The sequence below is a fragment of the Shimia sediminis genome, from assembly GCF_003990645.1.
In the GTDB taxonomy this organism is placed as follows: domain Bacteria; phylum Pseudomonadota; class Alphaproteobacteria; order Rhodobacterales; family Rhodobacteraceae; genus Shimia; species Shimia sediminis.
In genome coordinates this window covers 139,075-163,607 of the sequence record NZ_RYZK01000003.1, presented here as the reverse complement: position 1 = coordinate 163,607, position 24,533 = coordinate 139,075, and the positions used below count along the sequence as shown (strand labels likewise).

At 61.0% G+C, this 24,533-nt stretch carries 26 protein-coding genes and 2 pseudogenes; 10 read left to right on the top strand and 18 right to left on the bottom strand.

Going from position 1 to position 24,533, the window contains the following annotated elements; translation table 11 throughout:
• Position 1: 1 nt before the first annotated feature.
• Positions 2-1,177, bottom strand: coding sequence for an aminotransferase class I/II-fold pyridoxal phosphate-dependent enzyme (locus EK369_RS08765; protein ID WP_127114057.1), 1,176 nt, complete (start codon positions 1,175-1,177; stop codon positions 2-4).
• A 128-nt stretch (positions 1,178-1,305) separates the two neighbouring features.
• Positions 1,306-2,640 carry an amidase gene (locus tag EK369_RS08760; protein WP_127113595.1) on the bottom strand — a complete coding sequence of 445 codons (1,335 nt, stop codon included), beginning with the start codon at positions 2,638-2,640 and terminating at the stop codon, positions 1,306-1,308.
• Positions 2,641-2,742: 102 nt separating this feature from the next.
• Between EK369_RS08760 and EK369_RS08755 the strand changes: the two genes are divergently transcribed.
• A complete protein-coding gene (locus EK369_RS08755) occupies positions 2,743-3,957 on the top strand; it encodes an FAD-dependent monooxygenase (protein WP_127113593.1) in 1,215 nt (404 codons plus the stop codon).
• A gap of 71 nt (positions 3,958-4,028) precedes the next feature.
• On the opposite strand, the gene EK369_RS08750 is transcribed toward EK369_RS08755, so the two are convergent.
• The 12 genes and pseudogenes from EK369_RS08750 to EK369_RS08700 all read right to left on the bottom strand — a co-directional run bounded on the left by EK369_RS08750 (position 4,029) and on the right by EK369_RS08700 (position 12,157).
• Positions 4,029-4,214, bottom strand: a complete 186-nt coding sequence (locus EK369_RS08750) for a Trm112 family protein (RefSeq protein ID WP_127113591.1) — start codon at positions 4,212-4,214, stop codon at positions 4,029-4,031.
• Entirely contained in the window at positions 4,211-4,855 is a 645-nt protein-coding gene (locus EK369_RS08745; protein WP_127113589.1) for an LON peptidase substrate-binding domain-containing protein, read from the bottom strand. The genes EK369_RS08750 and EK369_RS08745 overlap by 4 nt, the downstream gene beginning before the upstream one ends.
• 27 nt (positions 4,856-4,882) lie before the next feature.
• Positions 4,883-5,155: pseudogene (locus EK369_RS22700) on the bottom strand (tetratricopeptide repeat protein); the annotation flags it as partial.
• 27 nt (positions 5,156-5,182) lie between these two features.
• Positions 5,183-5,800: pseudogene (locus tag EK369_RS08740) on the bottom strand (thioredoxin domain-containing protein); the annotation flags it as partial.
• A gap of 120 nt (positions 5,801-5,920) precedes the next feature.
• Positions 5,921-6,709, bottom strand: a complete 789-nt coding sequence (locus EK369_RS08735; RefSeq protein ID WP_127113585.1) for an exodeoxyribonuclease III — start codon at positions 6,707-6,709, stop codon at positions 5,921-5,923.
• A 128-nt stretch (positions 6,710-6,837) separates the two neighbouring features.
• Positions 6,838-7,827, bottom strand: coding sequence for an adenosine kinase (locus EK369_RS08730; protein WP_127113583.1), 990 nt, complete (start codon positions 7,825-7,827; stop codon positions 6,838-6,840).
• Positions 7,824-8,468 (bottom strand): endonuclease III, encoded by a 645-nt coding sequence (nth, locus tag EK369_RS08725; protein ID WP_127113582.1) that lies wholly within the window; start codon positions 8,466-8,468, stop codon positions 7,824-7,826. Before nth ends, EK369_RS08730 begins: the two co-directional genes overlap by 4 nt.
• A gap of 53 nt (positions 8,469-8,521) precedes the next feature.
• Positions 8,522-8,869 carry a hypothetical protein gene (locus tag EK369_RS08720; RefSeq protein ID WP_127113580.1) on the bottom strand — a complete coding sequence of 116 codons (348 nt, stop codon included), beginning with the start codon at positions 8,867-8,869 and terminating at the stop codon, positions 8,522-8,524.
• Positions 8,870-8,933: 64 nt separating this feature from the next.
• Entirely contained in the window at positions 8,934-9,776 is an 843-nt protein-coding gene (locus EK369_RS08715) for a sterol desaturase family protein (protein ID WP_127113578.1), read from the bottom strand.
• Positions 9,776-10,321: a TetR/AcrR family transcriptional regulator gene (locus tag EK369_RS08710; RefSeq protein ID WP_164726940.1), complete on the bottom strand. Its 546-nt coding sequence runs from the start codon at positions 10,319-10,321 to the stop codon at positions 9,776-9,778. Before EK369_RS08710 ends, EK369_RS08715 begins: the two co-directional genes overlap by 1 nt.
• Before the next feature lie 90 nt (positions 10,322-10,411).
• Positions 10,412-11,230, bottom strand: coding sequence for an ion transporter (locus EK369_RS08705; RefSeq protein WP_127113574.1), 819 nt, complete (start codon positions 11,228-11,230; stop codon positions 10,412-10,414).
• 39 nt (positions 11,231-11,269) lie between these two features.
• On the bottom strand, positions 11,270-12,157 hold the full coding sequence (locus EK369_RS08700) for a fatty acid desaturase (protein WP_127113572.1): 888 nt from the start codon (positions 12,155-12,157) through the stop codon (positions 11,270-11,272).
• Between the two features lie 205 nt (positions 12,158-12,362).
• On the opposite strand from EK369_RS08700, the gene EK369_RS08695 reads away from it, so the two are divergent.
• From EK369_RS08695 to EK369_RS08675, 5 genes are all read left to right on the top strand, one after another.
• Entirely contained in the window at positions 12,363-13,421 is a 1,059-nt protein-coding gene (locus EK369_RS08695; protein WP_127113570.1) for a DcaP family trimeric outer membrane transporter, read from the top strand.
• Positions 13,422-13,506: 85 nt separating this feature from the next.
• Positions 13,507-14,355 (top strand): bifunctional helix-turn-helix domain-containing protein/methylated-DNA--[protein]-cysteine S-methyltransferase, encoded by an 849-nt coding sequence (locus tag EK369_RS08690; protein ID WP_127113568.1) that lies wholly within the window; start codon positions 13,507-13,509, stop codon positions 14,353-14,355.
• A gap of 87 nt (positions 14,356-14,442) precedes the next feature.
• Positions 14,443-15,072, top strand: a complete 630-nt coding sequence (locus EK369_RS08685) for a LysE family translocator (RefSeq protein ID WP_127113566.1) — start codon at positions 14,443-14,445, stop codon at positions 15,070-15,072.
• Between the two features lie 222 nt (positions 15,073-15,294).
• Positions 15,295-15,948, top strand: coding sequence for a YiaD family glycine zipper/OmpA-like lipoprotein (locus EK369_RS08680; protein WP_127113565.1), 654 nt, complete (start codon positions 15,295-15,297; stop codon positions 15,946-15,948).
• A 105-nt stretch (positions 15,949-16,053) separates the two neighbouring features.
• Positions 16,054-16,590: an NADPH-dependent FMN reductase gene (locus tag EK369_RS08675; RefSeq protein ID WP_127113563.1), complete on the top strand. Its 537-nt coding sequence runs from the start codon at positions 16,054-16,056 to the stop codon at positions 16,588-16,590.
• On the opposite strand, the gene EK369_RS08670 is transcribed toward EK369_RS08675, so the two are convergent.
• Entirely contained in the window at positions 16,587-16,985 is a 399-nt protein-coding gene (locus EK369_RS08670) for a VOC family protein (protein WP_127113561.1), read from the bottom strand. The genes EK369_RS08675 and EK369_RS08670 overlap by 4 nt on opposite strands.
• A 40-nt stretch (positions 16,986-17,025) precedes the next feature.
• On the opposite strand from EK369_RS08670, the gene EK369_RS08665 reads away from it, so the two are divergent.
• A complete protein-coding gene (locus EK369_RS08665) occupies positions 17,026-17,829 on the top strand; it encodes an HTD2 family dehydratase (protein WP_127113559.1) in 804 nt (267 codons plus the stop codon).
• Positions 17,830-18,048: 219 nt separating this feature from the next.
• Here the strand turns inward: EK369_RS08665 and EK369_RS08660 are convergent, their stop codons facing one another.
• The gene (locus tag EK369_RS08660; RefSeq protein WP_438672160.1) at positions 18,049-19,149 is read right to left on the bottom strand and encodes an NAD(P)/FAD-dependent oxidoreductase; all 1,101 of its coding nucleotides are present in this window, start codon (positions 19,147-19,149) and stop codon (positions 18,049-18,051) included.
• Between EK369_RS08660 and mnmC2 the strand changes: the two genes are divergently transcribed.
• Together mnmC2 and EK369_RS08650 are read left to right on the top strand one after the other, a co-directional pair.
• Positions 19,148-19,822 (top strand): tRNA (5-methylaminomethyl-2-thiouridine)(34)-methyltransferase MnmC2, encoded by a 675-nt coding sequence (gene mnmC2 / locus EK369_RS08655; protein ID WP_127113557.1) that lies wholly within the window; start codon positions 19,148-19,150, stop codon positions 19,820-19,822. The two genes, EK369_RS08660 and mnmC2, sit on opposite strands and share 2 nt — an antisense overlap.
• Positions 19,819-20,688, top strand: a complete 870-nt coding sequence (locus EK369_RS08650; protein ID WP_127113555.1) for a DMT family transporter — start codon at positions 19,819-19,821, stop codon at positions 20,686-20,688. Before mnmC2 ends, EK369_RS08650 begins: the two co-directional genes overlap by 4 nt.
• Here the strand turns inward: EK369_RS08650 and EK369_RS08645 are convergent.
• Together EK369_RS08645 and EK369_RS08640 are read right to left on the bottom strand one after the other, a co-directional pair.
• A complete protein-coding gene (locus EK369_RS08645; RefSeq protein WP_127113554.1) occupies positions 20,685-21,347 on the bottom strand; it encodes a DUF6629 family protein in 663 nt (220 codons plus the stop codon). The genes EK369_RS08650 and EK369_RS08645 overlap by 4 nt on opposite strands.
• 155 nt (positions 21,348-21,502) lie before the next feature.
• Complete coding sequence (locus EK369_RS08640) at positions 21,503-23,452, bottom strand: lytic transglycosylase domain-containing protein (protein ID WP_127113552.1); 1,950 nt, start codon at positions 23,450-23,452, stop codon at positions 21,503-21,505.
• Positions 23,453-23,612: 160 nt separating this feature from the next.
• Here EK369_RS08640 and dapA point away from each other — a divergent pair, with 160 nt between their 5' ends.
• Positions 23,613-24,485: a 4-hydroxy-tetrahydrodipicolinate synthase gene (dapA, locus tag EK369_RS08635; protein ID WP_127113550.1), complete on the top strand. Its 873-nt coding sequence runs from the start codon at positions 23,613-23,615 to the stop codon at positions 24,483-24,485.
• Positions 24,486-24,533: the final 48 nt, after the last annotated feature.

The window sequence follows — 24,533 nt, the reverse complement described above, 5'->3', positions numbered from 1 at the left end:
CTTATCCGTAGAGACAGTCTCGCAGCGTGATCAACGCCGACTGCACCTCGGTTTTTGGGGCCACCAGGGCGACCCGGATGTATCCTTTGCCGGGGTTCCCGGCCTCTGTATCGCGGCTGAGATAGGCGCCGGGCAAAACCCGCACACCTGTCTCGGTCCATGCTTTCAACGCGGCGGTCTCGCCGTCTTTTACCGGCAACCACAGGAAAAACCCGGCGGCTGGGCTGACATAGCCCGGAACCCCCGACAGGATCTCATCCGCGACGTCAAATTTCTCACTGTAAAGCCGGCGGTTCTCTTCCACGTGCAGCTCATCCGCCCAAACCTTGGCCGCCGCCATCTGCAGCGGCAACGGCAGTGGTGCGCCGGAATAGGCCCTGAGCTGGCGGATACGGCGCAGGCTCTCGGGCCCGCCCGCCACAAAGCCCGAGCGCAGCCCGGGCAGGTTCGAGCGTTTGGACAGCGAATGAAACACCACCACACGCTCTGGATCGGCTGCCATTTCAGCGGCCACTTCCAGAGCGCCCACGGGCTGTGTGGTTCGGTAAATCTCGGAATAACACTCGTCCGCGAAGATCTGGAAATCGTGCTTTTCGGCCAGCGCAATCAGATCGCGCCAATACTCCCGGCTCGCTACAGAGCCCTGCGGATTGGCCGGTGAACAGATATAGGCAATCGCCACCCGGTCCAGAACGTCCGCGGGCAAGCCAGCATAGTCCGGCAGGAACCCATTCTCAGCCGTCGCATTTACAAACACCGGCTCGGCCCCGACCGACACGGCGGCCACCGCGTAAACCTGGTAAAACGGATTTGGCGTCAGCACGACGGGCTGCTTGCCATTCTTGGTCTCGGGGCAGAGCGCCATGGCGGCGTTGTACAACCCTTCGCGCGTGCCATTCAGCGCCATGATCTGATCGGCGGGCATCGAGACGCCATAGCGCCGCGTCACCCAGCCGGAAATCGCATCAAGCAGTTCAGGGGCACCGTCGTTCGGGGGATAGCGATTGAAACCCTCGGCATGGTCCGCGATCACGTCCTTGACCCAGGCCGGAAACACATGTTTCGGCTCACCAATGGTCATATGCACAATCGCGCCGCCGGGCTGATGGTGATCCAACAGCGCACGCAAACGTGGAAACGCATAAGCCGGTAGGTTCGCAAACCGCTCGGGAAACATCTTCAAACTGCCTCAAGGTGCGGGGTCATTAGCGCCCCGTTTGAGACCAAATTACCCAAGGGCGCGGGCCACGTCCAGAAAAATGCCCGCGAATCCGCAAGTTGTGGCTTTTGAGTCAATACGCGCGGCTACAGGGTGCGGATCACCGGTTCCACCGCTGCGGCAACACGCAACAGGCGCTCTTCTTCCATGGGTGCGCCGAGCATCATCAAACCGCAGCTGGGCACGGTCGTCGGCAGTGAAACACCGCACAGACCCATCAGATTTCCCACCCGGGTATTGCGCAACGCCATCAGGTTTTCGGTGACGTAATAGTCCTGATCGCTCATCAGCCGCGCGGCGTCCGGTGGCAGAATGGGAGAGGTCGGCAAAAGCACGGCGTCATAGCTGGCGACGCGGGCGTCCCATTCGATCCGCATCTCTTCCAGTGCTTTCCAGGCAGAGACATAGGTCGGCCCGTCAAAGCTGGCCCCGATGCGGAACCGTTCCAGCACCTGGTCGAACATCAGGTCCGGGCTGGCCTCGATCACGTCTTGCCACAGGCCATAGGCCTCGGCCGTGAACAGCGGCCCCGAGAGATCCAGCGCCCGCGACACCTCGGGCGCGTCGATCTCGTCAATTTCGACACCCATGTCCGTCAGCCGATCAACCGCCGCAGTGAACCCCGCCAGCGGAGCCTCGCGGATATCGTCAAACGCAGCGGTGCGCAGAATGGCAAACCGCTTGCCCTGCAGGCTACTGCCCCGCAGATCCGGGGCCGTGCCGCCTTCGAGCATGGCCAGCATCAGGGCGGCATCTTCAACCGTGCGACACAAGGGGCCAACGGTGTCAAACTTCTCGCACAGCGCCACAACGCCGTCGGCAGACACCCGGCCCTCGGTGGTCTTGAGACCAACAAGGTCGTTCCATGCCGAGGGAATGCGCACCGAGCCGCCGGTATCGGACCCGATCCCCGCCGCCGCCAACCCAAAGGCCACAGAGGCCGCCGCGCCAGAAGACGAGCCACCCGGCACCGCCTTGGGGTCATTGATACAGGGCGGTGTTGCGGTCATCGGGTTCAACCCAAGACCGGAAAACGCCAGCTCGGACATATGCGTCTTGCCCAGACAGACCAGCCCCATGGCGGTTGCGTTGATCAGCACCTGCGCGTCCTGATCCGGCACCCGATCCTTGAGCAACAAGGACCCCGCTTCGGTCGCCACGCCCGCGCTGTCAAACAGGTCTTTCCAGCTGATCGGCACACCGTCCAGCAGCGACAACCGCTGCCCGGCCCGCGCCCGTTCCGCCGCCGCTTCGGCCTCGGCCATGGCGCGATCGTGGGTCACGACGGTGTAGATCCGGTCGCGCGCATCATGACTGTCAATCGCGCCCAGAAACGCCTGCGTCAGCGCCACCGGGTCAATCGAGCCATTGCCAATCCCGCGTCCCAGATCCGCAGCACTCATCTCCAGCCAGTCAAACATGCCCGTCCCCCGCATTTCGTTCAGATGTGACGGTAGCGGCACTGGGAAATTTGGACAATGGGTAGCATGGACAATCCCACGGGGCCGCGCATATTGAGAGGCATGAGCTATGACACCGATATTCTGATTGCAGGGGGCGGCCTGAATGGTCCCGCGCTGGCGCTGGGGCTGGCACAGGCCGGGTTTGACGTCACCGTCGTCGACGCCCGCCCGGAAACCGCCCGCGCCGATGACAATTTCGACGGGCGCGGCTATGCCCTCGCGCTGGCCTCAAAACGTCTGCTCGATGCCATCGGTGTGTGGAAACACGTCGCCGACAACGCCCAGCCGATGCTCGAGATCAAGGTCTCGGATGGCCGCGCCGGCGAAGGTCCCTCGCCGTTTTTCCTGCATTTCGATCACGGCGAGATCGAAGAGGGCCCGATGGGCTTCATGCTCGAGGACCGCTTTCTCTATCGCGCCTTCCTGAGCGCGATGGCGGCAGAAGACCGCATCACCAGGATCACCGAAGACAGCGTTGAGTCACAAGCCGTGGATGCCACGGGCGCCACGGTCACGTTGAAGTCCGGCAAAAGCCTGCGGGCGCGCCTGCTGGTTGGCTGTGATGGCCGCCAGAGCGGCGTTGCCCAACGGGCCGGGATCAAACGCTCGGGCTGGGGCTACGGGCAAACTGCGCTGGTCTGTGCCATCGCCCATGAAAAACCCCATAACGGCATCGCGCACCAATTCTTCATGCCCCCCGGCCCGCTGGCGATCCTGCCGCTGCCCGGCAACATGTCCTCGATCGTCTGGAGCGAAACCGACGAAAACGCCCGCCGTATTCACGCGCTCTCAGACGAAGACTACATGCAAATGCTACGCCCGCGCTTTGGCGATTTCCTCGGGCAAATCGAACTGGCAGGCGCGCGCTTCACCTATCCGCTGAACCTGACCGTTGCCAACCAGTTCGTGGCCGAACGCGTTGCCCTGGTCGGAGACGCCGCCCACGGCATGCACCCCATCGCGGGCCAGGGCCTGAACGCCGGTTTGCGGGATGTCGCCGCGCTGGTGCAGATCCTGACCGAAGCCCAAAAGCGCGGCGAGGATTTTGCCGCGATCAACGTGCTCGAGCGCTACCAGGAATGGCGCCGCTTTGACACGCATGCGCTGGTGGCCGCCACGGATCTCACCAACAAACTGTTTTCAAACGACAATCCCCTGCTGCGCCTCGGTCGTGACATCGGCATGGGACTGGTCAACGCCTCCCCTGCCCTGCGCCGCACCTTCATGCGCGAGGCCGCAGGTCTCACGGGTGAACTCCCTGAACTGATGCGCTGACCCACAGCTTCATCTTGCCAGAAATACTCCGGGGTGAATTGGCCCCCCGGGGGCCAAGAGGGGCAGCGCCCCTAATCCAGCAGCCGTGCCTCATCCACCAGCATCACCGGAATGCCATTGCGGATCGGAAAGGCCAGACGCGCGGCTTCGGAAATCAGTTCCTGCGCGTCTGCATCATACCTCAGAGTGCTGCGCGTCTGGGGGCAGATCAGCGCCTCCAGCATCCGTCGGTCCATTGTGGGCTTTGCATCGCTCATTGAATCAAATCCTCTCCGGCGCCGCCCAGCAGCGCAAATTCGATCAGGGTGATAAGCGTTTCCCGCCGGGTTGCCAAGCTCGGGGCTTCCAGCAGCGCCTGTTTGTCCTCAGGCGCAAAATCCAACAGCATCGACAATGAATTCACCAACAACTCATCCTCGGCCTCTTTCAGCGTGTCCCAATCCGTCGACAGGTCCATCGTGCTGAAATACCGCTCCAGCAAGTTCAGGAAATCAGAGCGCCGAAAACACTCATCTTTCTCTGTAGGCCCAAGATCGCGGCCAAACCCGTCCCAGCTGACGTCACAGCGGCGGTAGGGCTGAAACCCCTCGACCTCTTGCACCACACGAAACCGCGACACGCCACTGAGCGTGATAAGATACCGGTGATCTTCGGTTTCGGAAAACTGCGTCACACGTCCGGCACAGCCGATCACATGCAAACCGTTGCCTTCACGACCGGGAACATCCATCGGCTGGATCATGCCAATCAAACGTCCCGGCGTTTTCAAGGCATCCTCCAGCATGGCGAGGTAACGCGGCTCGAAGATGTGCAAAGGCAGACGCGCACGCGGCAAGAGCAACGCCCCAGGCAACGGAAACACCGGCACCGTATCGGGCAAATCAGCGGCTTTAAACATAAAGGTAAGCTTAGCGCAGAAGCGCGATCAGGCAAATATCATCGAGCTGAGCTTCCGCCGCCCGTTCAGCACGACAGGATCATTGGCCGGCAGCGCGTCAAAGATCGTGAAGAGCTGCGCCTTGGCGGCACCGTCATTCCACTCGCGGTCACGTCGGAACATCTCCAGCAGTTCGTCCACCGCCGCTTCGGCTTCGCCAGCCGCATGCAGCGCCAGGGCCAGATCAAACCGCGCCTGATGATCATTCTCGTCGGCGGCAACAGCAGCCCGCAGTTCGGCCACCGGACCGGCATGTTCCGCCTGGCGCGCCAGCTCCAGCTGGGCGCGCGCGGCTTCGATCTCGGGCGCATCCGCAAATTCAGCCGGGGTGCCGTTCAACACGGCTTCGGCCTGATCCAGGGCACCCATTGCGATATTGGCACGCGCCAACCCACCAAAGGCGGCGACGTTTTCCTGATCCTGCTCAAGGATCGCGGCAAAGGTTTCACCCGCCGATTGCGCATCCCCTGCGGCCAGCATTTCCTCGGCGGCTGCCACGGCCTCTTCCAGACCACCATCCTCGGCTTCACCACCGCCCGCTTCGACCACGCGCTTGACAAAGTCTTCTATCTCGCTTGGCGGCACAGCACCCTGAAACCCGTCAATCGGCTGACCCTGCCAGAACGCATAGACCGTCGGAATCGATTGTACACGCATCTGACCCGCGATCATCTGGTTCTCATCCACATTGACCTTGGCCATCTTCACGGCCCCACCCGCTGCGGTCACCGCCGCCTCAAGCGCCGGTCCCAGCGTCTTGCACGGACCGCACCAGGGGGCCCAGAAATCGACGATCACAGGCACCGTCTGCGACGCCTCGACCACATCCTGCATGAACGTCGCTTCCGAGACGTCCTTGATCAGATCGCCCGCCGGGGCCGCGTTGCCTTGTCCAAGTTCAAGCATGGGTCAATTTCCTAAGACTACAGTGTGCCGTCTAGATGGCGTATGGACCGTCCCAGTGCAAGGGCCTAGGAGTCGGTCCGGAACACCGACGCAATACCGACACAATACTGATGCGGTTTTCTAGAGGTCGAACGTCGCAAACACCGGCGCGTGATCGCTGGGTTTCTCCCAACCGCGCGCATCGCGCAGAACCCGGCTGCCATGGCCTGCGTTCGAGATATCCGGCGTCGCCCAGACGTGATCCAACCGCCGCCCCTTGTCCGCCGCATCCCAGTCGCGCGCCCGATACGACCACCAGCTGTACAGCAATCCTTCGGGGATATCCTGCCGGGTGATGTCCACCCAGTTGCCCGCATCCTGCGTCTGGGCCAGATGCTCGACCTCGACCGGGGTGTGGCTCACGATCTTCAAAAGCTTCTTGTGATCCCAGACATCATCTTCACGCGGGGCAATATTCAAATCCCCAACCAGAATGGATTTTTCCGGCTTGTCCCCGTGAAACCAGTCGCGCATTTCAGTAAGGTAGTCCAGCTTTTGGCCGAATTTCTCATTCACCTCGCGGTCCGGCTTGTCGCCACCGGCAGGGACATAAAAGTTGTGCACGGTGACGCCGTTTTCCAGCCTGCCCGCAATATGGCGCGCATGGCCAAGCGCCGCGAAATCCTCAGCACCCGCCTCGACCATCGGGATCTTCGACAGGATCGCGACACCGTTATAGCCCTTTTGCCCGCGCGCCACCATGTGGGTATAGCCAAGCGCCTTGAAGCCATCCGTCGGAAACTTGTCGACCGGGCTCTTGCACTCCTGCAGGCACAGCACGTCCGGCGCTTCTTCTTCCAGCAATTTCAAAACGATAGGTTCGCGCAGACGCACGGAATTGATGTTCCAGGTGGCAAGGGTAAAGGACATGGGGGCGCGCTCCAACACAATCAGATCGCGCCCACCCTAACCAGTCTGCACATCAGTTGCTACTGACAAAACCGTGGTCTTCGTATTGCCAAAAATACTCCCGCCGGAGGCTCCGACGGGGTCACGAATTACCCGATCAGCCCTTCTTTGCGGAACAGCTCTTTCACGTCCACCTCTGGTCGCGCGCCATAGTGGCTGATCACCTCAGCCGCCGCGACACAGCCCATGCGCCCGGACACTTCCAGCGATTGCCCGGTCGCATAGCCATACAGGAAACCTGCCGCGAACTGATCGCCCGCGCCGGTGGCATCCACCGGCACAATTTCGTTCACCGGCACCACGGCCTCTTCATCGCCACGCACCAGCACCACGTCATGGCCCGAACGGGTACACACAACCATGCCCGCATCCTGCGCCGCCTGCTCCAGCGCCGACGACAGGTCGGTTTGATACAGCGAAGCCCATTCGTGCTCATTACCGATCACGTAATCCAGCTCTTTCACCAGGCGACGGAAGTCGTCGCGGTGACGCTCCACACAGAACGGATCAGACAGCGCGATGCCCGCCTTGCCCCCTGCATCGCGGCACAAACGGGCAGCCGTTTCAAAAGCTTGCTTGCCTTTGGGCTTGTCATAAAGATAGCCCTCAAGGAACAGGATCTGCGCCTGACCGGCCACGTCATCCGAGACATCCTCCGGCCCCAACTCGGCCGAAATCCCGAGATAGGTGTTCATCGACCGCTCGCCATCGGGTGAGACAAAAATCATCGACCGCGATGTCGGCAACTCGCCGCCCGGCACAGGCGGGTTCACGAAATCGGTTCCATCGGCCTGCATCTCAGCGGCATAAAACTTGCCCAGCGCGTCGTCATGCACCCGGCCAATAAACCCGGTTGACAAGCCAAGCGAGCCAAGCCCCGCAATTGTGTTCGCCACCGAGCCACCCGGCGCCTGCGTGCGATTGGTCATACCGGCATAAAGCATCTCGCCACGTTCGCGCTCGACCAGCTGCATGATGCCTTTCTGGATGCCCATCAGGTCCAGAAACGAGTCATCCGACTGCGAGATTACGTCCACGATGGCGTTGCCGATGCCGACAACCTGATAATTCTTGCTCATAGGTTCTTGTCCTCAAACATACAAAGGTCCCGGATCAGGCAAGTGCCGCACATGGGCTTGCGCGCCTTACAGACATAGCGTCCGTGCAGGATCATCCAGTGATGGGCGTGGTGTTGAAAATCCACGGGAATATTGTCTTCGATGGCGCGTTCCACCGCGACCACATCTTTGCCGGGGCAGACGCCCGAGCGGTTGCCAAAACGGTAGATATGCGTGTCCACGGCCTGCGCCGGATAGGACCACCACATGTTCAGCACGACATTGGCGGTCTTGCGGCCCACACCTGGCAGGCTTTCCAGTGCGGCGCGGGAGTTGGGCACCTCGCCGCCATAGTCATCCACCAGAATACGGCTCAGCTTCATGACGTTCTTGGCCTTATTGCGATACAGACCAATCGTCTTGATATGCTCAATCAGCTGCTCTTCGCCCAGATCCAGCATCTTTTGTGGGGTATCGGCGATCTTGAACAGCTCATGGGTGGCCTTGTTCACGCCGACATCCGTCGCCTGTGCGGACAGTGCCACGGCGACCACCAGCGTATAGGCGTTCACATGATCCAGCTCGCCCTTGGGCTCGGCTTCGGATGCCTGAAAGCGGGTGAAAATCTCGCGAATGGTGTGATAGTCAAGTTGCTTGGCCATGGCCCCCTAATGCCGCGAAGCGCGGCAGGGGTAAAGCCCTTGGCACACAGAGCCTAATCCAGTTGCAGGATGAACACGTCCTCGGCCCAGCCATCCACATTGTCACGTGCGCGAATGTGCAGGGTTTTGGTGTCGTCTGGAATGGCAACGCCGGACAGCGACCGGGTAAAGGGTTGCTCGGTCACATGCGGATGCAAAAGCTCGCGCACCCCCAGAACCTCACCCGAAGGCAGCTCGACGCGCCAGCCGTCCGCATAATGATCCCAGCCCGTATCCGGGTGCGTTAGGGTCACATCAAAACGCCAGCTTGTGCCGGAGTGACTGGCACGGACGTCTTCAACAACGGGCGCATCGGCAAACACAGGCACCGCAAGGAACAACAAAGGGATCATAGCTTTCATGAGAAAACCCTAGGCCCCGAGATCGCCGGGGCCTAGGGCCAATCCGCTCACGAAGGATCACAAATCAGGGTTTCCAGCCGGGCCCCATGAACAGGTAGTTCCAGACCTCGCGCCCTGATTTGGCCTTGCGCAGGTCGCGCACCAAGGCGGGGATTTCCGAGAACCACACCTTCAACGGGTTCTGGCTGTCAAAATCCGTCGTCAACCCATAGCGCGGGCGTTCCTCTTCCTTTTGGAAAGTACCGAACATGCGGTCCCAGATGATCAGGATGCCGGCATAGTTGCGATCCAGATACTTGTCGTCGCTGCCGTGGTGCACCCGGTGGTGCGAGGGCGTGTTCAGCACCCATTCCAACGGCCCCAGCTTGCCAATCAGTTCGGTATGCAGCCAGGTCTGATAGGCCAGCACCACCAGCGCGCAGCCAAAGACCACCTCGGGGCTGAACCCGATCAACACCATCGGGATGTGAATGATAAAGGCCCAAACCCCTTCAAAGGGACCAAAACGCACCGCTGTCACGATGTTATAGTCCCGCGACGAATGGTGCACCGCGTGCTGGGTCCACAACAGCCGCACCTGATGGGCGATCCGGTGTTCCCAGTAGTAGGTGAAATCGGCCAGCAACAGGGCAAGCGCGATGGTCCAGACCGTCGTTGGGATTTCCCAGCTGATGAACTCGTAACTGATAAGGTAGAGCCCACCATAAGCGGCGGTCATGATGAACACTTCGACCGCAATCGACGGGATCTGGGTCGACGCGCTGGCGATCATCTCGAGCAGGGTCTTGCCACGGGCACTGCCCTTGAACAGCACCTCGGCAATTTCGATCAAAAGAATGGCCGCGCCGATCAGAAAGAAGACTTCGTCAATCTGTTCGGCCAGCGCGAAAAACGCTTCGGGCATCATCAGGCGTCACCCGCCAGACCGCTCTCCAGCGTCTGCCATGCCAGGGCCGAAGCCTGTTTCGGCGTTGCTTCGCCATCCTTGACCATGGACCATGCGGTATAGATCATGGCTTCATAGGTCTTGACCGCCCATGCCGTGGGAATGTTGGCGGCGATGCTGCCCTCTTTGCGGACCTCTTCCATGGCATCGGTCAGCTCTTTGCGTTGGCGGTCGTACTCTCTGGCAACTTCGGGCACGTGATCCAATGGCTCGGTTTCCAGAAACGTCTGGCGATCCGCGAGAGCCGTCATCGCATCCAGCCCCAGACGCATCGCGTCGGTATAGCTCTCTGCGTCGCGCGTTGCCTCTTCAAAGGCCGTGTCGATGTCTTTGATCGCTTTCAGGGCAAGGGCAGTCATGAGATCCTCTCTTCCTTTGAAATGCCGGTGCAGGGTCGCCCGGCCTATGCCGGCCGCCGTGGCCACTTCGGCAAGCGTTGCTGTGGGTTTCTCCGCATATGTGGCAAAGGCGGCGTTCAGAATTGCGGCTTCAGTTTTATCAGTCATGATACATAATTGTCTCATTTGAGACACCAATGTCAATACCGAGCACAAAAAAGGCCGCGCGTGGCGGCCTTAACCCTCTGAAATTCCGACTTACTTTTTCCCGCTGCTCGGTGGCCGCTCTCGCAACGCGGCCTCGATATCCGCCAGTCGGTTTAACACTTCATCGCGGTAGGTGTCGGTGCGTTCATCCGCTTCCTGGTGGTGCGCGTCCTGCATCGAGTTCACGACCAGACCGACAACGAGGTTCAGAATGATGAATGTCGTCAGCAGGATGAACGGGACAAAGAACATCCACGCATAGGGTGCCTGTTCCATCACCGGGCGCACGATGCCCATGGACCAGCTTTCCAGCGTCATGATCTGGAACAGCGAATACATCGACGCCCCCAGCGTGCCGAACCAGTCCGGGAACATGGCCCCGAACAGCTTGGTCGCCATCACCGCACCGATGTAAAAGATCAGCCCCATCAACAGAAACACCGACCCCATCCCGGGCAACGCATTGATCAGCCCTTCGATCACCCGGCGCAGGGAAGGCGCCACCGAGACAACGCGCAGCAATCGCAGGATACGCAGCGCACGCAGCACCGACAGCCCCTGAGCCGCGGGCACCAGCGAAATGGCGACAATGGTGAAATCAAACAGGTTCCATCCGTCGCGCCAGAACTGCCCCCTCTGCACGAACAGCTTGGCCAGAATTTCCACCACAAAGATCGTCAGACAGGCCCCGTCGAGAAACAGGATCAGCGGCCCGACGGCCTCCATCACCGACTCCGAGGTTTCCAGCCCCAGGATGACGGCGTTGAACAGGATCACGCCCAGAATCGTGTTGCGCACGATGGGCTTGTCGATGGTTCCGGCAAGCCGGTTGCGGAATGTGGATTGGGCGGGCGCAGGTGTCTCAGTCATGGCCGCTATATGGGGCGGCGGCGTCCCGGGAACAAGCGCTTAAAGCCCCCTGAGCGTGTCCAAGGTAAAGCGACTGTACCCGTCTTGTTCATGCAGCAGATGTGCCTGCATCACATCGTGCAGCTCGGGAAGCTTGTGAAACGGCACGGCGGGATAGACATGATGTTCGGTGTGATAGGGCATGTTCCAGGCCAGGAACCGCACAACCGCCGTGGTGTAGGTGGTGCGCGAGTTGTCGAGCATATTGGCGACCTGCGGGCAACGGCCATGTTCGGCCATCAGGTAAAGGCGCAGGAACGGCTGCCCGATCAGGGCTGGCAGCATCCACACCCAGAACAAAAGCGGTGTCCAGAACAGGCTGAGTAAAGCCGCACCATAGATCAGGATCATCCAGCGCGCCTCGGACCTGATGCGCGGCATGGCACGGGCGGGCAGATAACTTGCCACGCCACGCCCGGCCGCGTTGGCGACTGTCTGGCGCACCATGCTCGCCCAATAGGGCAGGCCGGACACATGCCACAGGCACGGCGCCCAGGCCTCGTATTGCTTTTGCCCAGCGGCAAGCTCGGGGTCCTTGCCGGGAATGTTGGTGTAGCGGTGATGAGCCAGATGGAAATAGCGAAACCACTCGAACGGCAGAACCAGCAACAGGCCACAGCCCCGCCCCACCCACTCGTTCAACGTCTCATTGGCAAAGGGCGTCTTATGCGTCGCCTCATGCTCCAGCGTAAAGAGAAACACGATGGCGATACCCTGCACGACCAGAACCGCCCACCAGAGCGGCGCAGCACTTGCGATCCAGACACCACAGCCTGCGATCAACGCCAGATGCCCGGCTAGATGGCGCAGACCTTTGACATCGCTGCGGCGGGTCAGGCGGGTCTGTGTGTCATGGGACAGTGATTTCAGAAACTGCTTGTGATCCATCGCCTAACTAAGGCCGGAACGAGCCCCAAGGTCAAAGCAAATGCTTCGCACCAGCCAGTGACGCCATACGGCAACAACACCCCTGAACCTGTGGTGCGTCCCTTGGATTACGGGACGTTCAGTGCCAGTCTGAAAGAGCTTCGTGTAGCAGTTGCCGCGCCCTTCGCGCCGCGTATCGCATCCCTTGACCAAGGCGGACCCCGACATGACCCTTTTCAAGCATCTTTCCGGCGCGGCTTTGACGACCACGCTGTTCGTGGCCCCGGCACTGGCCGAAGACAACAACCCGCTAAGCTTTGATCTCGGCGGCGGGTCGAGCCTGACGTTTTATGGGTATATCAAGGCCAGCTTCATCAGCGATTACGACTATGACCTCGGCGACACCACCTTTGGCCTGAAAAACATCGGCCTGCCGGGTGGCCCCACGGCGGGCAGCTTCACCGACGCGCATCTGAACGAAACCCGGTTGGGTGCGGACCTGCGCTTTGGCGACGTGCTGGTCAAATACGAAGGCGACTTTTTTGGCACCAACGATATCAACTTTCGCACCCGGCACGCCATCATCGCATGGCAGGGGCTGATGGTGGGGCAATACTGGACCAACTTCATGTCGGTCGAGAACCTTGGCAAGACGGTCGACTTTCAGGGGCCTGCCGGTGTGCCCTTTGCGCGCCTGCCACAGATTCGATACACACATGAGTTTGCAGGCGACTGGAAGGTGTCGGCCTCGGTGGAAGAGGACAAATCCAACGACAACGACGTGCACTACACCCTGGCCGCCCGCAAAGGCTTTGACAACGGCATGGTGCGCCTTGCCGGGCTGTACCGTGACACCGACATTTCCGGCACCAAGGTACAGGGCTGGGGCCTGAGCCTCGGCGGTTGGATCAACGCCTGGGAGGGCGGACGGCTGAGCGGGATCGTCACCACCGGCGAAGGGATCTCTGACATTCTGGCCTTTGCGCTGGGTGGAACTGCGCTCAGCACAGGTGGCGATGAGGTCGGAGTCACCGCCTTTTCCCTGGGCGTGCAGCAAGAGGTCGGCGAGAAATGGACACTCGCCGCGACCACTGGCTGGACGAACCTGGACACTGCCGCAGGAACCGACACCAAAAAACTGACCACCCTGCACCTCTCTGCCTTTTACGATGTGACGGACAGTGTGCAGCTGTCCGCGGAATACTTCACCGGCACCCGCAAACAGGGGGACGGCACCTCGTTTGATGCGGACCGGGCCATGATGGCGGCAACCTTCACGTTCTGACCTACGCCCGGATTGCACAAGAATCGGGTCGCATGCATCAGGCTGCGGCCCTATTCTTTTGGGCAAGACATAAGCGGAGAGACCCATGACCAACATGGAACAAGGCTATCATTTCAACGTCATGCGGCGTGCGATCGATTTGATCGACGCAAACGAAAACATGTCACTGGAAGAGCTATCGCGCGCCATGGACATGAGTCCCGCACATTTTCAGCGCCTGTTCACCAAATGGGCCGGGGTGTCGCCAAAGAAATACCAGCAGTATCTGAAACTCGGCCACGCCAAGGCCCTGTTGCATGACCATTTCACCACGCTTGAAACCTCGAACGCCGTGGGGCTGTCCGGCTCGGGCCGCCTGCACGACCTGTTTCTGCGCTGGGAGGCGATGAGCCCCGGTGATTTCGCCCGCAAAGGCAAAGACCTCACGATCTATTGGGGATGGTTCGACAGCCCCTTTGGCCTGAGCCTTGTCATGGGTACGGAAAAGGGCATCTGCGGCATCGGATTTGCCTCGGAAACCGGCGAAGAAGAGGCGATGCGCGATCTGGTGTCACGCTGGCCCAAGGCACGCTTTGTCGAAGATCCGATGTTCCTGCGCCCATGGGTGCTGTCGGCCTTCAACGAATCCACCGGAGAGCTGGGCAAAACGCCGGTCTACATGATCGGCTCACCGCTGCAGATCAAGGTCTGGGAGGCCCTGATGCGCATCCCTTCGGGCCAGGTCTCGACCTATTCCGAGATTGCAGGTTCCATCGGCATGCCCCGCGCGGTGCGGGCCGTAGGCACAGCGGTCGGGCGCAACCCGGTCAGCTGGCTGATCCCCTGTCACCGCGCTTTGCGCAAATCGGGTGCGCTGGGGGGATATCACTGGGGCCTGCCGGTCAAACGGGCACTGCTCGCCTGGGAAACCGCCCGCGCCGAGGCTGAAACCTAGATGTCCCGCTATGGCCCGCGGTAAGAACCTTTGACCCAACTGGTAAAGTGGTCGTAGCCTTGCAGGAACAAGTTAGGGACCACAATAATGGCCATAGAAACCTATTTGATTTATCTGGCGGCCGTTGCCGTGTTCTTCGCGACACCTCCGGACACGAGTCAGCTTCTCATCATATCAAACAGCGTCAGGCATGGACTCAGACGCAGCACTTTTACGATCGCCGGAGATTTAACGGCCAATTGCCTGCAGATGACCGGCGCAGCCTTTGGTCTTGCCGCGGTCATCGCGACCTCGGCAACGGCGTTTGAATGGATCAAATGGCTTGGCGTTGCCTATCTGGTGTGGATTGGTCTGCAGCTTGTGGTTTCACGCGATCAGGCACACGAGGTCAATGCCAACACCTCTGGCCAAAGTTTTCGCCTGTTTCGCCAAGGCTTTGTGACATCCATGGCCAACCCCTTTGCCGTGGTGTTTTTCGGTGCACTTTTCCCGCAGTTCATTGACCCGGCCCTGCCAGTATTGCCGCAACTTGTCATTCTGGGCCTCACTTACATCGTGATTGATGGCGCAATCCTCTTGCTCTGGGGTTGGCTCGGGATGCGGGCGGCCATGATGCTAAAGCGATATTCCTTTGGCTTGTTAAACAAGGTCTGTGGCGCGCTAATGATTGCCGCGGCCGCGCTTTTGGCCAGCAAGGATTTTCAGCCACAGAAATAGGCCCGTCACCTCGCTGATAAAGTGCATTCTGGTTGTATTGCACGGGGAAAAGGGGCGCTCAGCCGGACATTTACGGGCAAGCTGGCCTGCCACACGACCCCAAAAGCGCGGGAAATTGCCGAAAAAATCGCCCGAGACCTTTGGATTGGCATGCCGTCACGCTTATATGTAAGGCATGAACAGAGCCGGATAACCGGCCAATAAGACCCAGAGGCAGCAGTGATGACCAGATTTACCCTTCCCGTACTCGTGCTTTCCATGGCCGCACTTGGGGCCTGTACAGACCCCGGATATGTCACCGGTGACGCCGAAACCCGCGACGAATACAAGAACACCAAGACCGGCGCTGTGATTGGTGGCCTCTTGGGCGCAGGCGTCGGCAAGGCAACCGGCGGCAGTGTCCTTGCAGGTGCCGCCATCGGCGCAGGTGCCGGCGCGATTGTCGGCAACAGCCTGGACAAGCAGGCGGCTGAGCTGCGCGAAGACATCGACAACGAAGGCGTCACGATCGAGAACACCGGCGACAGGCTGATCGTGACCCTGCCACAGGACATCACCTTTGACTCCGACAGCTATGCCGTGCGCCCCGGTCTGACCAATGACCTGGTGGCCGTTGCCGACAGCCTCAAGAAATACCCCGACTCGGTTGTTCAGGTGATCGGCCATACCGACAGCACCGGGTCAGCCGAACACAACCAACGCCTGTCGGAGAACCGCGCCAACGCGGTGGCGGACAAGCTGATGGATGCAGGCGTCGCCTTTGAACGGATCGAGACCCTGGGGCGCGGCGAAGACCAACCTGTTGCCTCGAACCTGACCGAAGACGGCAAAGCGCAAAACCGCCGGGTTGAGATCGTGATCTTGCCGAACGGCTAACAAAGCCCCTGATTTTTGAAACGCCGCACATGGCCTGTGCGGCGTTTTTCATTGCAACCGGGCCTCGCGTGACTACCTCTGATCCTGCAACAGGAGTAACGCACCATGTCTACATTCACGCTTTTGGGTCTCTCGGGATCGCTGCGCGCAAATTCGGCCAACACCAAGCTTCTGCACGAGGCGGCGCGGCTGTCAGACGCACACTATACCGGGGCCGACCTGCACCTGCCGCTCTATGACAACGACGTCGAAGACGCAAAAGGTCTGCCCGAGGCGGTCGAAACCCTGGTGCGCCAGATCGCCGAGGCGGATGCGGTGGCAATCTCAACGCCTGAATACAACTCCGGTGTCTCAGGCGTGCTGAAGAACGCGCTGGACTGGATCAGCCGGTCTTCGGGAAACCCCTGGGCCGACAAGCCTGTGATCCTGATCTCTGCCGCCGCAGGGCGATCCGGCGGTGCCCGCGCGCTGACCATGCTGCGTGCCTGCATGGTGCCGTTTCGCCCCCTTGTCATGGCTGGCCCCGAGGTCGCGGTGGCAGACTGCAACACTCAGTTTGATGACAACGGCCATCTCACCCCGCGCTATGAAAAATCGCTGCAAGAGCTGATGGTGTCCCTCAGGCAAGCCGCCGGGCACTAAGCGCGGTTGCTGATCTCCAGCAGATTGCCGTCCGGATCGCGTAGATAGATCGAAGTGATCGGCCCTGTCGCTCCGGTGCGCTGAACCGGCCCGTCTTCGAGCTTTACGCCCTTGGCCGCCAGATGCGCCTGCCATTCCTCCAGCGGCGTGTCGCTCAGGAAACACAGGTCCGCTGAACCGGGCATGACGGCACCGGCCTTGGGCTCGAACTCGGCACCGGCCTGATGCAGGTTGATCTTTTGGACGCCGAAACTCAGCGCCCAGCGCGTGCTGCCATCGGCTGGCGTAAAGCGATCGGCGGTCATACCCAAAAGACCTACATAGAACCCGATCGTGACCTCGACCTCTGCCACGGTCAGCACGAGATGGTCCAGCGACGTTACATGAGGTGTCATGGGGCTTGCTCCTGTCAGGGCGTGGTTCTAGCGTCTGGACATGAATGATGACCTGTCCCAAGCCCACAGTCAAAGCGACGTGATGGACCCGGCCCGCGCTGCGGCCTGTCTTGCCACGCTTGATCTGCCGTCAGAAGTTGCGCTGGGCGACGCTCTTCCACCGTTTTTTCACTACCTTTATTTCTGGGAGGCACGGCCACCGGGCCATTTGGGCCGGGACGGGCACCCAAAGGTTGGTGGCGTGATCCCCGATATGGGTCTGCCACGCCGCATGTGGGCCGGTGGGCAGCTGGAGTTTCACGCGCCCCTGCGCGCGGGAATTGAAGCGACCAAGACAACCACGGTCGCGTCGGCCAACTACAAGGAAGGGCGCACCGGGCCATTGGGGTTTGTGAAACTTCGCCACGCGATCACACAGGGTGGCCAGCTCTGCGTCACGGAATACCAGGACCTGGTCTATCGCGAAGACCCGGACCCCGGCGCGCCCAAGCCAGTGCCGCCAGTCGCCCGCAGGGATGAGGTCAAGCACGAGACCATGGGCTTCGACACCACTATGCTGTTCCGCTATTCGGCGCTCACCTTCAACGGCCACCGCATCCACTATGACGTCAACTATGCCAAGACGGTCGAAGGCTACGACGGGCTGGTTGTACACGGCCCCCTGCTGGCGCAACTTCTGATGCTGATGGCTGAACGCGAGCTGGGCAGCCTCAGACGCTTTTCCTTTCGCGCCACGGCGCCCCTGATGCATTTCGAAAAGGCCACGTTCTGTTGGGGTGGGGACGGCACCTGTTGGGTGCGTGGGCCGGACGGACGACAAAACATGCTGGCCGAGGTGGGCTAATGCCACCTCCGTAGGTCGGACAATCTTGTCCGACCTACCGACCGGACCGTTAACCTCGCCCGATCCCGGCACCAACACCGACGCAATACCGACCTTATACCGACACGATACAGACCCCGGTCTGGGCCGTTAACCCCAGGGATTTCAGGGCGATTCGCCCCATGGCGCCGCGCTGACCTGCGCCCGCCCGCGTGAGCCTCTGTTAACCATCTCCGGAAATCACAGCGATGCCTCCGGCCTGAACCTCTCAGGGATCGCGTCAACTCTGTCCAACACAAGGTCGGCCATGACCTCCCCCACTTTTGGCGCCATGCCAAAGCCGATCTTGAAACCTCCGTTGGCGATAAAGTCGCCTTCTCGGGTGGGATGCACGCCCAGCATCGGCGCGCGGCTCTTGGCGCGGGGACGCAGGTTGGCCCAGCGCTCGACAATGGGGGCAGACGCCAACATCGGTAAGACCGCGCAGGCGCGTTGGATCAGGTCTTCGAGCTGATCGTCTGTCTGGTCGGGTGACGCGTATTCACGCTCTGACGTGGACCCCACCGCGACGGTGCCATCCGCATGGGGCACGACCAACACGTCCCCGGCAGAGGTGATCGGCGCGCCACGCGCATCCAGCCCGAGGATCGCAGCCTGCCCTTTGACACCATTGCCAACCTGTTTGCCCAAACGCGCGCTGATCTCTTGCAGCCCCGCCACGCCAGTCGCCCAGACAGTTTTGCCCAGACGCTCTGAGGCCTCGCCGATCACGATCTCGCCGCCCATTGCGCGGATCGCAGCGGCAAGCGCATGACAGGCCTGGCGCGGGTGGATACGCGCGCTGAGGGTTTCGTGGATGACCAGCCCAGTGGCCGTCTGAGGGCACCAATCCCCGGCCCCTGCGGCCTCGATCACCTGCCAGGTTGCCTGACCCCGCCAATGCTCGGCCGCGTTGTCCGCCCGTTCCCGCGCCAGACCCAGGGCGCGCTCGGTGTCGATGGGTTGCAACCGGCCAACCCGGTCATAGCCGCTCATCTGTCCCGAGACCTCTTCGACCTCGCGCCAATAGCGCTCACCGCCAATCAGGCTCTGAAACTGAAACTCCTTGATGTCGTTCCAGCGCTCGGGCGCATGGGGTGACAACATCCCGACCACACCGCCGCTGCACCCAGCGGCCACACCGGTCCGGTCAATCACCCGCACCCGCGCACCACGTTTGGCGCAGGCCCAGGCCGTCGCGAGGCCAAACACCCCTGCCCCGATCACCGTCACATCGACCATTGCCAAATCACCCGCCTTGCCCCAATGCTCATCCCGTTCGGTTCTAGGGCAATCTTTCATGAGCGACCAGCAGGCAAATCTGGAGTGGCGCGACGGCGCGGTCCCGGTCTCGACCCGGTTCGATGACCCCTATTTCAGCCTGGAAAACGGGCTGGCCGAGACGCGTCACGTCTTTCTGCAGGGCAATGACTTGCCTGCGCGGTTTGCGCCCGGGTTTCACATTGCCGAACTGGGCTTTGGCACCGGCCTCAATCTTTTGACCACATGGGCCGCGTGGGAGGCGGCAGGCATGACCTCTCCCTTGCGCTTTACCAGCTTCGAGGCCTTTCCCATGAACGCCTCAGAAATGGCCCGCGCCCTCAAGGCTTTTCCCGAGCTTGCGCCCTATGCTGCGCGGTTGGTGACAGCCTGGGCCGAGGATACCACGCTGGCCACGCTAAACGGAATCGACGCTCAGGTGGTGATCGGCGATGCCCGCCAGACCTTGCGCAAAGCGCAATTTGCAGCGGACGCATGGTTCCTTGACGGCTTTTCCCCCGCCAAGAACCCCGAGCTTTGGGATGCAGAGCTTATGAACCAAGTCGGCGCGCATACCAAACCCGGCGGCACCATTGCGACCTATACCGCGGCTGGGTTTGTCCGCCGCAACCTGACCGACGCCGGCTTTGACGTCACCCGCAGCCCCGGCTTTGGCCGCAAACGCCACATGACCACCGCACGGAGGTTGCCATGAGCGGCAGCAACAATCGTCTTGGCATCCTGTTGATGATCGCCACAACCTTTGTCTTTGCCATGCAGGACGGCATCTCGCGCCACCTGGCGAGTGAATACAACGTCTATCTGGTGGTCATGATCCGCTATTGGTTCTTTGCGGCCTTTGTCGTGGCTCTGTCGGCGCGACGCACCGGTGGCCTGAAAACAGTGATCGCCACCAAACACCCGGTTTTGCAATGCATCCGTGGCGCCTTGCTGGCGCTGGAGATTGTGGTGACGGTTCTGGCCTTTACCCTGCTTGGCCTTACAGAGACCCACGCCATTTTCATCTGTTACCCGCTGATCATCGCAGCCCTTTCGGGACCCATCCTGGGCGAGACCGTTGGCTGGCGCCGCTGGAGCGCCATCGGCATTGGCATGGTGGGCGTGCTGATCATCCTGCAGCCGGGCTTTGGCGTGTTTTCCCCGGCAGCCGTCATCCCATTGGTCGGGGCCTTGATGTTTGCCGTTTACGGGCTGCTCACGCGCTATGTCGCGGCCAAAGACAGCAGCGCCACCAGCTTTTTTTACACCGGCACCGTGGGCATGGTGGTGATGACCTCCATCGGCATCTGGTACTGGGAGCCGATCAGCGGACCCAATTGGATCTGGATGATTGCGCTTTGCATCAGCGGCGTTCTGGGCCACTGGCTGCTGATCAAAACCTATGAGTACGCCGAGGCCAGCGCGGTACAGCCCTTTGCCTATCTGCAACTGCCCTTTGCCGCCGCGCTTGGCATGCTGGCCTTTGGTGAAACGCTGCGAACAAATGTTGCCATCGGGGCCGTGATCGTGGTTGGGGCTGGGTTGTTCACGCTCTGGCGCGAGCGCCAAAGCCAAGCCTAGGCACGGCGGCCTGTCCACAAGATCACCCCCAAAAGATACAGCGACAGGATCGCCGCGAAAAAGCACCAGACCGAAATGAACGCATGGGCGTAAAAGACAAAGGTCAGCGCCAGCGACAGGGCAATCAGGATCGCAAACAGGCGGATCGGCCAAAGCGTCGACAGGAACAACGCCCCCAGCACAATCGCCGCATAAACCACACGGGTCATCGCGCGAAACACCGGATAATCATAAAGCGCAGGGGTCTTATAGACGAGCGACTGCTGCACAATCAGGATGTCGTTCCAGTCACGCCACATCACAGACGGCAAATAGATCATCGCCCCATAGCTCACGCCCGCAATGCTCAGCCAGCCGATCCAACGTTTGCGTCGTGGGTCCGGCTCGCACAGCCAGGCTGAGACCGGCGCCCAGGCCGGCCAGAAGAAATGCGAAAAGAACAAAAAACCGCGCGAGCCACAGAACAGCATCGCCGGATCATTCTGTGCCATGGCAATCCAGACAAGCCCCTCAAACCCCTGCTGAATGCCAAAGGCCAATGGATAGATTGCAAAGGGCACATAACGTCCCCCGGCCTGCCGTGCCTTGATCAGTGCCAGCACACCAAGCGGCACAAGCACACCGCTCGCCGCAAAGCTGGCAGTTGCCGAAAAGCACATCACGACTGCTCCTGCTCTCTTTTCCTTCGGCCTGACTATAGCGGACCCTAGCCGGGCGCTGGCAAGGGCCGTCCACCTGCCGCCTGAGCCCAAAGCCTTCTTTTGGCCAAAAATATCCCCGCCGGAGGCTTCGGATCACAACGTGATCCGAATTCTTACCGGATCGGTTTCACCGTGCTGCCAACCAGCTCTTTGCTGAACGGCACCGGGTGTGGATTATTGCCCAACCGCGCGCGGTAGACCGGCAGACTTTCCGAGACGCGCATCACGTAGTTCCGCGTTTCGTTGAACGGGATATGCTCGATCCAGTCGATGATATCCATGCCCCCACGCCGTGGGTCTCCCCGGTCGCGCATCCATCGTTCCGGACGCCCCGGACCCGCGTTGTACCCCGCCGCCACCATGATGACATTGCCGTTGAACTGCTCACCCAATCCCGCGAGATAGGCTGTGCCCAGTTTGGCGTTGTATTCCGGTTTCGAGGTCAGCCAGGCGTGGCTGTAGGTCTCACCAATAGCGCCCGCGACCTGTCGCGCCGTGCCCGGCATCACCTGCATCAGCCCGCGCGCGCCCGCGCCGGACACCACCACCGGATCAAACTCGCTCTCACGGCGCGCAATGGCCAGCGCCATCTCGGTCGGCACCGGATGGCGTGTGTTCACCATCGGGTGCAGCGGATAATACGGCCCCGGCAAAACGATGCCCCGGCGCACCATCTTCTTGCTCAGCATCACCGCGACATGCGGCGCGCCCAGCTCTTGCACCATGGTGCCCATCTGGCCCAGAGTCGTACGCTCCTGCGTTTCCGACAGATGCACCCAGAACCGCTCGGCCAGGGACAGCTCTCCTGCGTCCAACAGCATCTTCGCCGCCTGATGCACCGACGATTTGGTGAACGCCGCTTTGCGCCAGTCTGGGAAGACCTCATCACCGCTCAGAGACGGATCCACGGCCATCCCGGCCTTTTCCGCCGCCAACAGGCCATAAAAGCTGGTTTGATGCGCGCCACCGGCAAGATAGGCAACCTGTGCGTTGGTGCTGTCACCCATCGCCTCATAGGCCCGGCCCCGCCAATAGCCCGCGCGGCCCAGCGAAATCGGGGTCGCAACCGACCGTTCAAAACGCAGGAAGTGCTGTGCGGCTACGCCCGGTTTGTTCAGGAACCGCAAGGCCACATAGCCTGCCAGCCATTCGCAGTCGGAATAGGCATAACCGTCTTCCGGTGTCAGGCCATGCGTCGCGGCGATGCGATAGGCCATGCCATAGTTGCCGGCACGCATCTGACTGCGCATCAGCGAACGGCGACGCTGGGACCAGTCTTTGGCCTGACCCAGCGTATCCGCCTCGCTGCGCTCCACCAACAGCTCAATCGCCGAGGCCGTCAGGCCTTTTCGTGCGCGCCAGACAAAACGTTCATAGGCCAAACCCGGATCGCCCTTGAGTGTTGCAGGCACAGCCGCAACCAACCCGTCAACGCCATTCACCTGTTGCCGCAACCCTGCCCGCGCCTCGGCAAGCTTCTTCCAGTCGTTGCTCATCAAAGGCATCATGCGGCTGGTGTTGCTCTTCCAGCCCTTCCACAGAAGCATGTCCATGCGCGCCGTATGGTGCGGCTTTAACAGCTTGCCATGCGCATCAAGGTATTTCTGATGCGTCTTCGGACCAATCGCCATGGTCTTCCAGGCATTGATCAACAGCGCGGTGCCAGCCTCTTTGTTGCCACCCTTGATCATCACATACGCCTGATCCAGAACGCCCTGCGCTGTCTGCGCGTCGCCGTACTCGTAGAATTTAATGATCCGGCCCGCAGGCAACCCGGTAAAGGCATCCTCGGACTGTTTGCGCAGATAGGGCAGACCCGGCCAATCCGGGCGCCGCTTGAGAAAATCCAGAACCTCGTCCGCGGCCCCCTCTCCGGCGCGCAAACGGTGCCACTCAACAATGTCCCGCGCGACGCTGCCCGAGCCACGCACTTCGCGGGCCGCGCTGTCCCAATTCTTGGCGCGCACGTCATCCATGGCGCGGCCCAAGGGCGAATCGGACTGTGCCATGGCGACACAGGTCCACAAAATCAGCGAAAGAATCCCGGCGAAGGCGCGCAACATGTCTTGCAATTTCCAATGTGACAAAGGATAGAACCCATCAATAAATGCCACTCAGCCTGCCGACAAATCACAAACTTGGCAAGGCGGCATCGGGCCGCTAGGGTCCGCGCGAGTTCATCAAAGGGCGTCCTGCCCAGCACCGCAAGAAAAGGAGCGTGTCATGTTCAAAGGGTCTCTACCCGCACTCGTCACGCCGTTCACGAACGGCGAGCTGGATTTGGAAACGCTCAAGAAGCTGGTCGAGTGGCATATCGGCGAAGGGTCGACCGGGTTTGTGCCTGTCGGCACCACGGGCGAAAGCCCCACGCTGACACACGAAGAACACGACGCGGTTGTGGATACCGTTGTGCGCGCCGCCGCTGGCCGTGTGCCGGTGATCGCCGGGGCCGGGTCCAACAACACGCTGGAGTCCATGCGTCTGGCGCAAGCCGCTGAAAAAGCGGGCGCGGATGGTATCCTTGTGGTGACCCCCTACTACAACAAGCCGACCCAGCGCGGGTTGGTGGCGCATTTCACCGCTGTGCACGACTGCTGCAACCTGCCGATCATCATCTACAATATCCCCGGTCGTTCGGTTGTCGACATGTCGCCCGAGACCATGGGCGAACTGGCCGCGCTGCCGCGCATCGCCGGTGTAAAGGACGCAACCGGTGATCTGGCGCGCGTCCCGCAGCAGCGCATCACCTGTGGCACGGATTTCATCCAGCTCTCGGGCGAAGACGCCACCGCGCTTGGTTTCAACGCCCACGGCGGTGTTGGCTGCATCTCGGTCACCGCCAACGTGGCGCCGAAACTCTGCGCCGAGTTCCAGGCAGCAACCCTGGCTGGAGATTTCACCAAGGCACTGGAATATCAGGACAAACTGATGCCATTGCACATTGCGATCTTTGCCGAGCCGGGTCTGGTCGGCGCGAAATACGCGATGTCGAAACTGGGCCTGTGCAACGAAGAGGTCCGCCTGCCCCTGGTGGGTCTGAGCGATGGCGTCAAAGCGCAGATCGACGCTGCCATGGCCCATGCCGGCCTGATCTGAGGTCAAAGTCTCTCGACGCTATCAAAGGCCTGCCACGCGCAGGCCTTT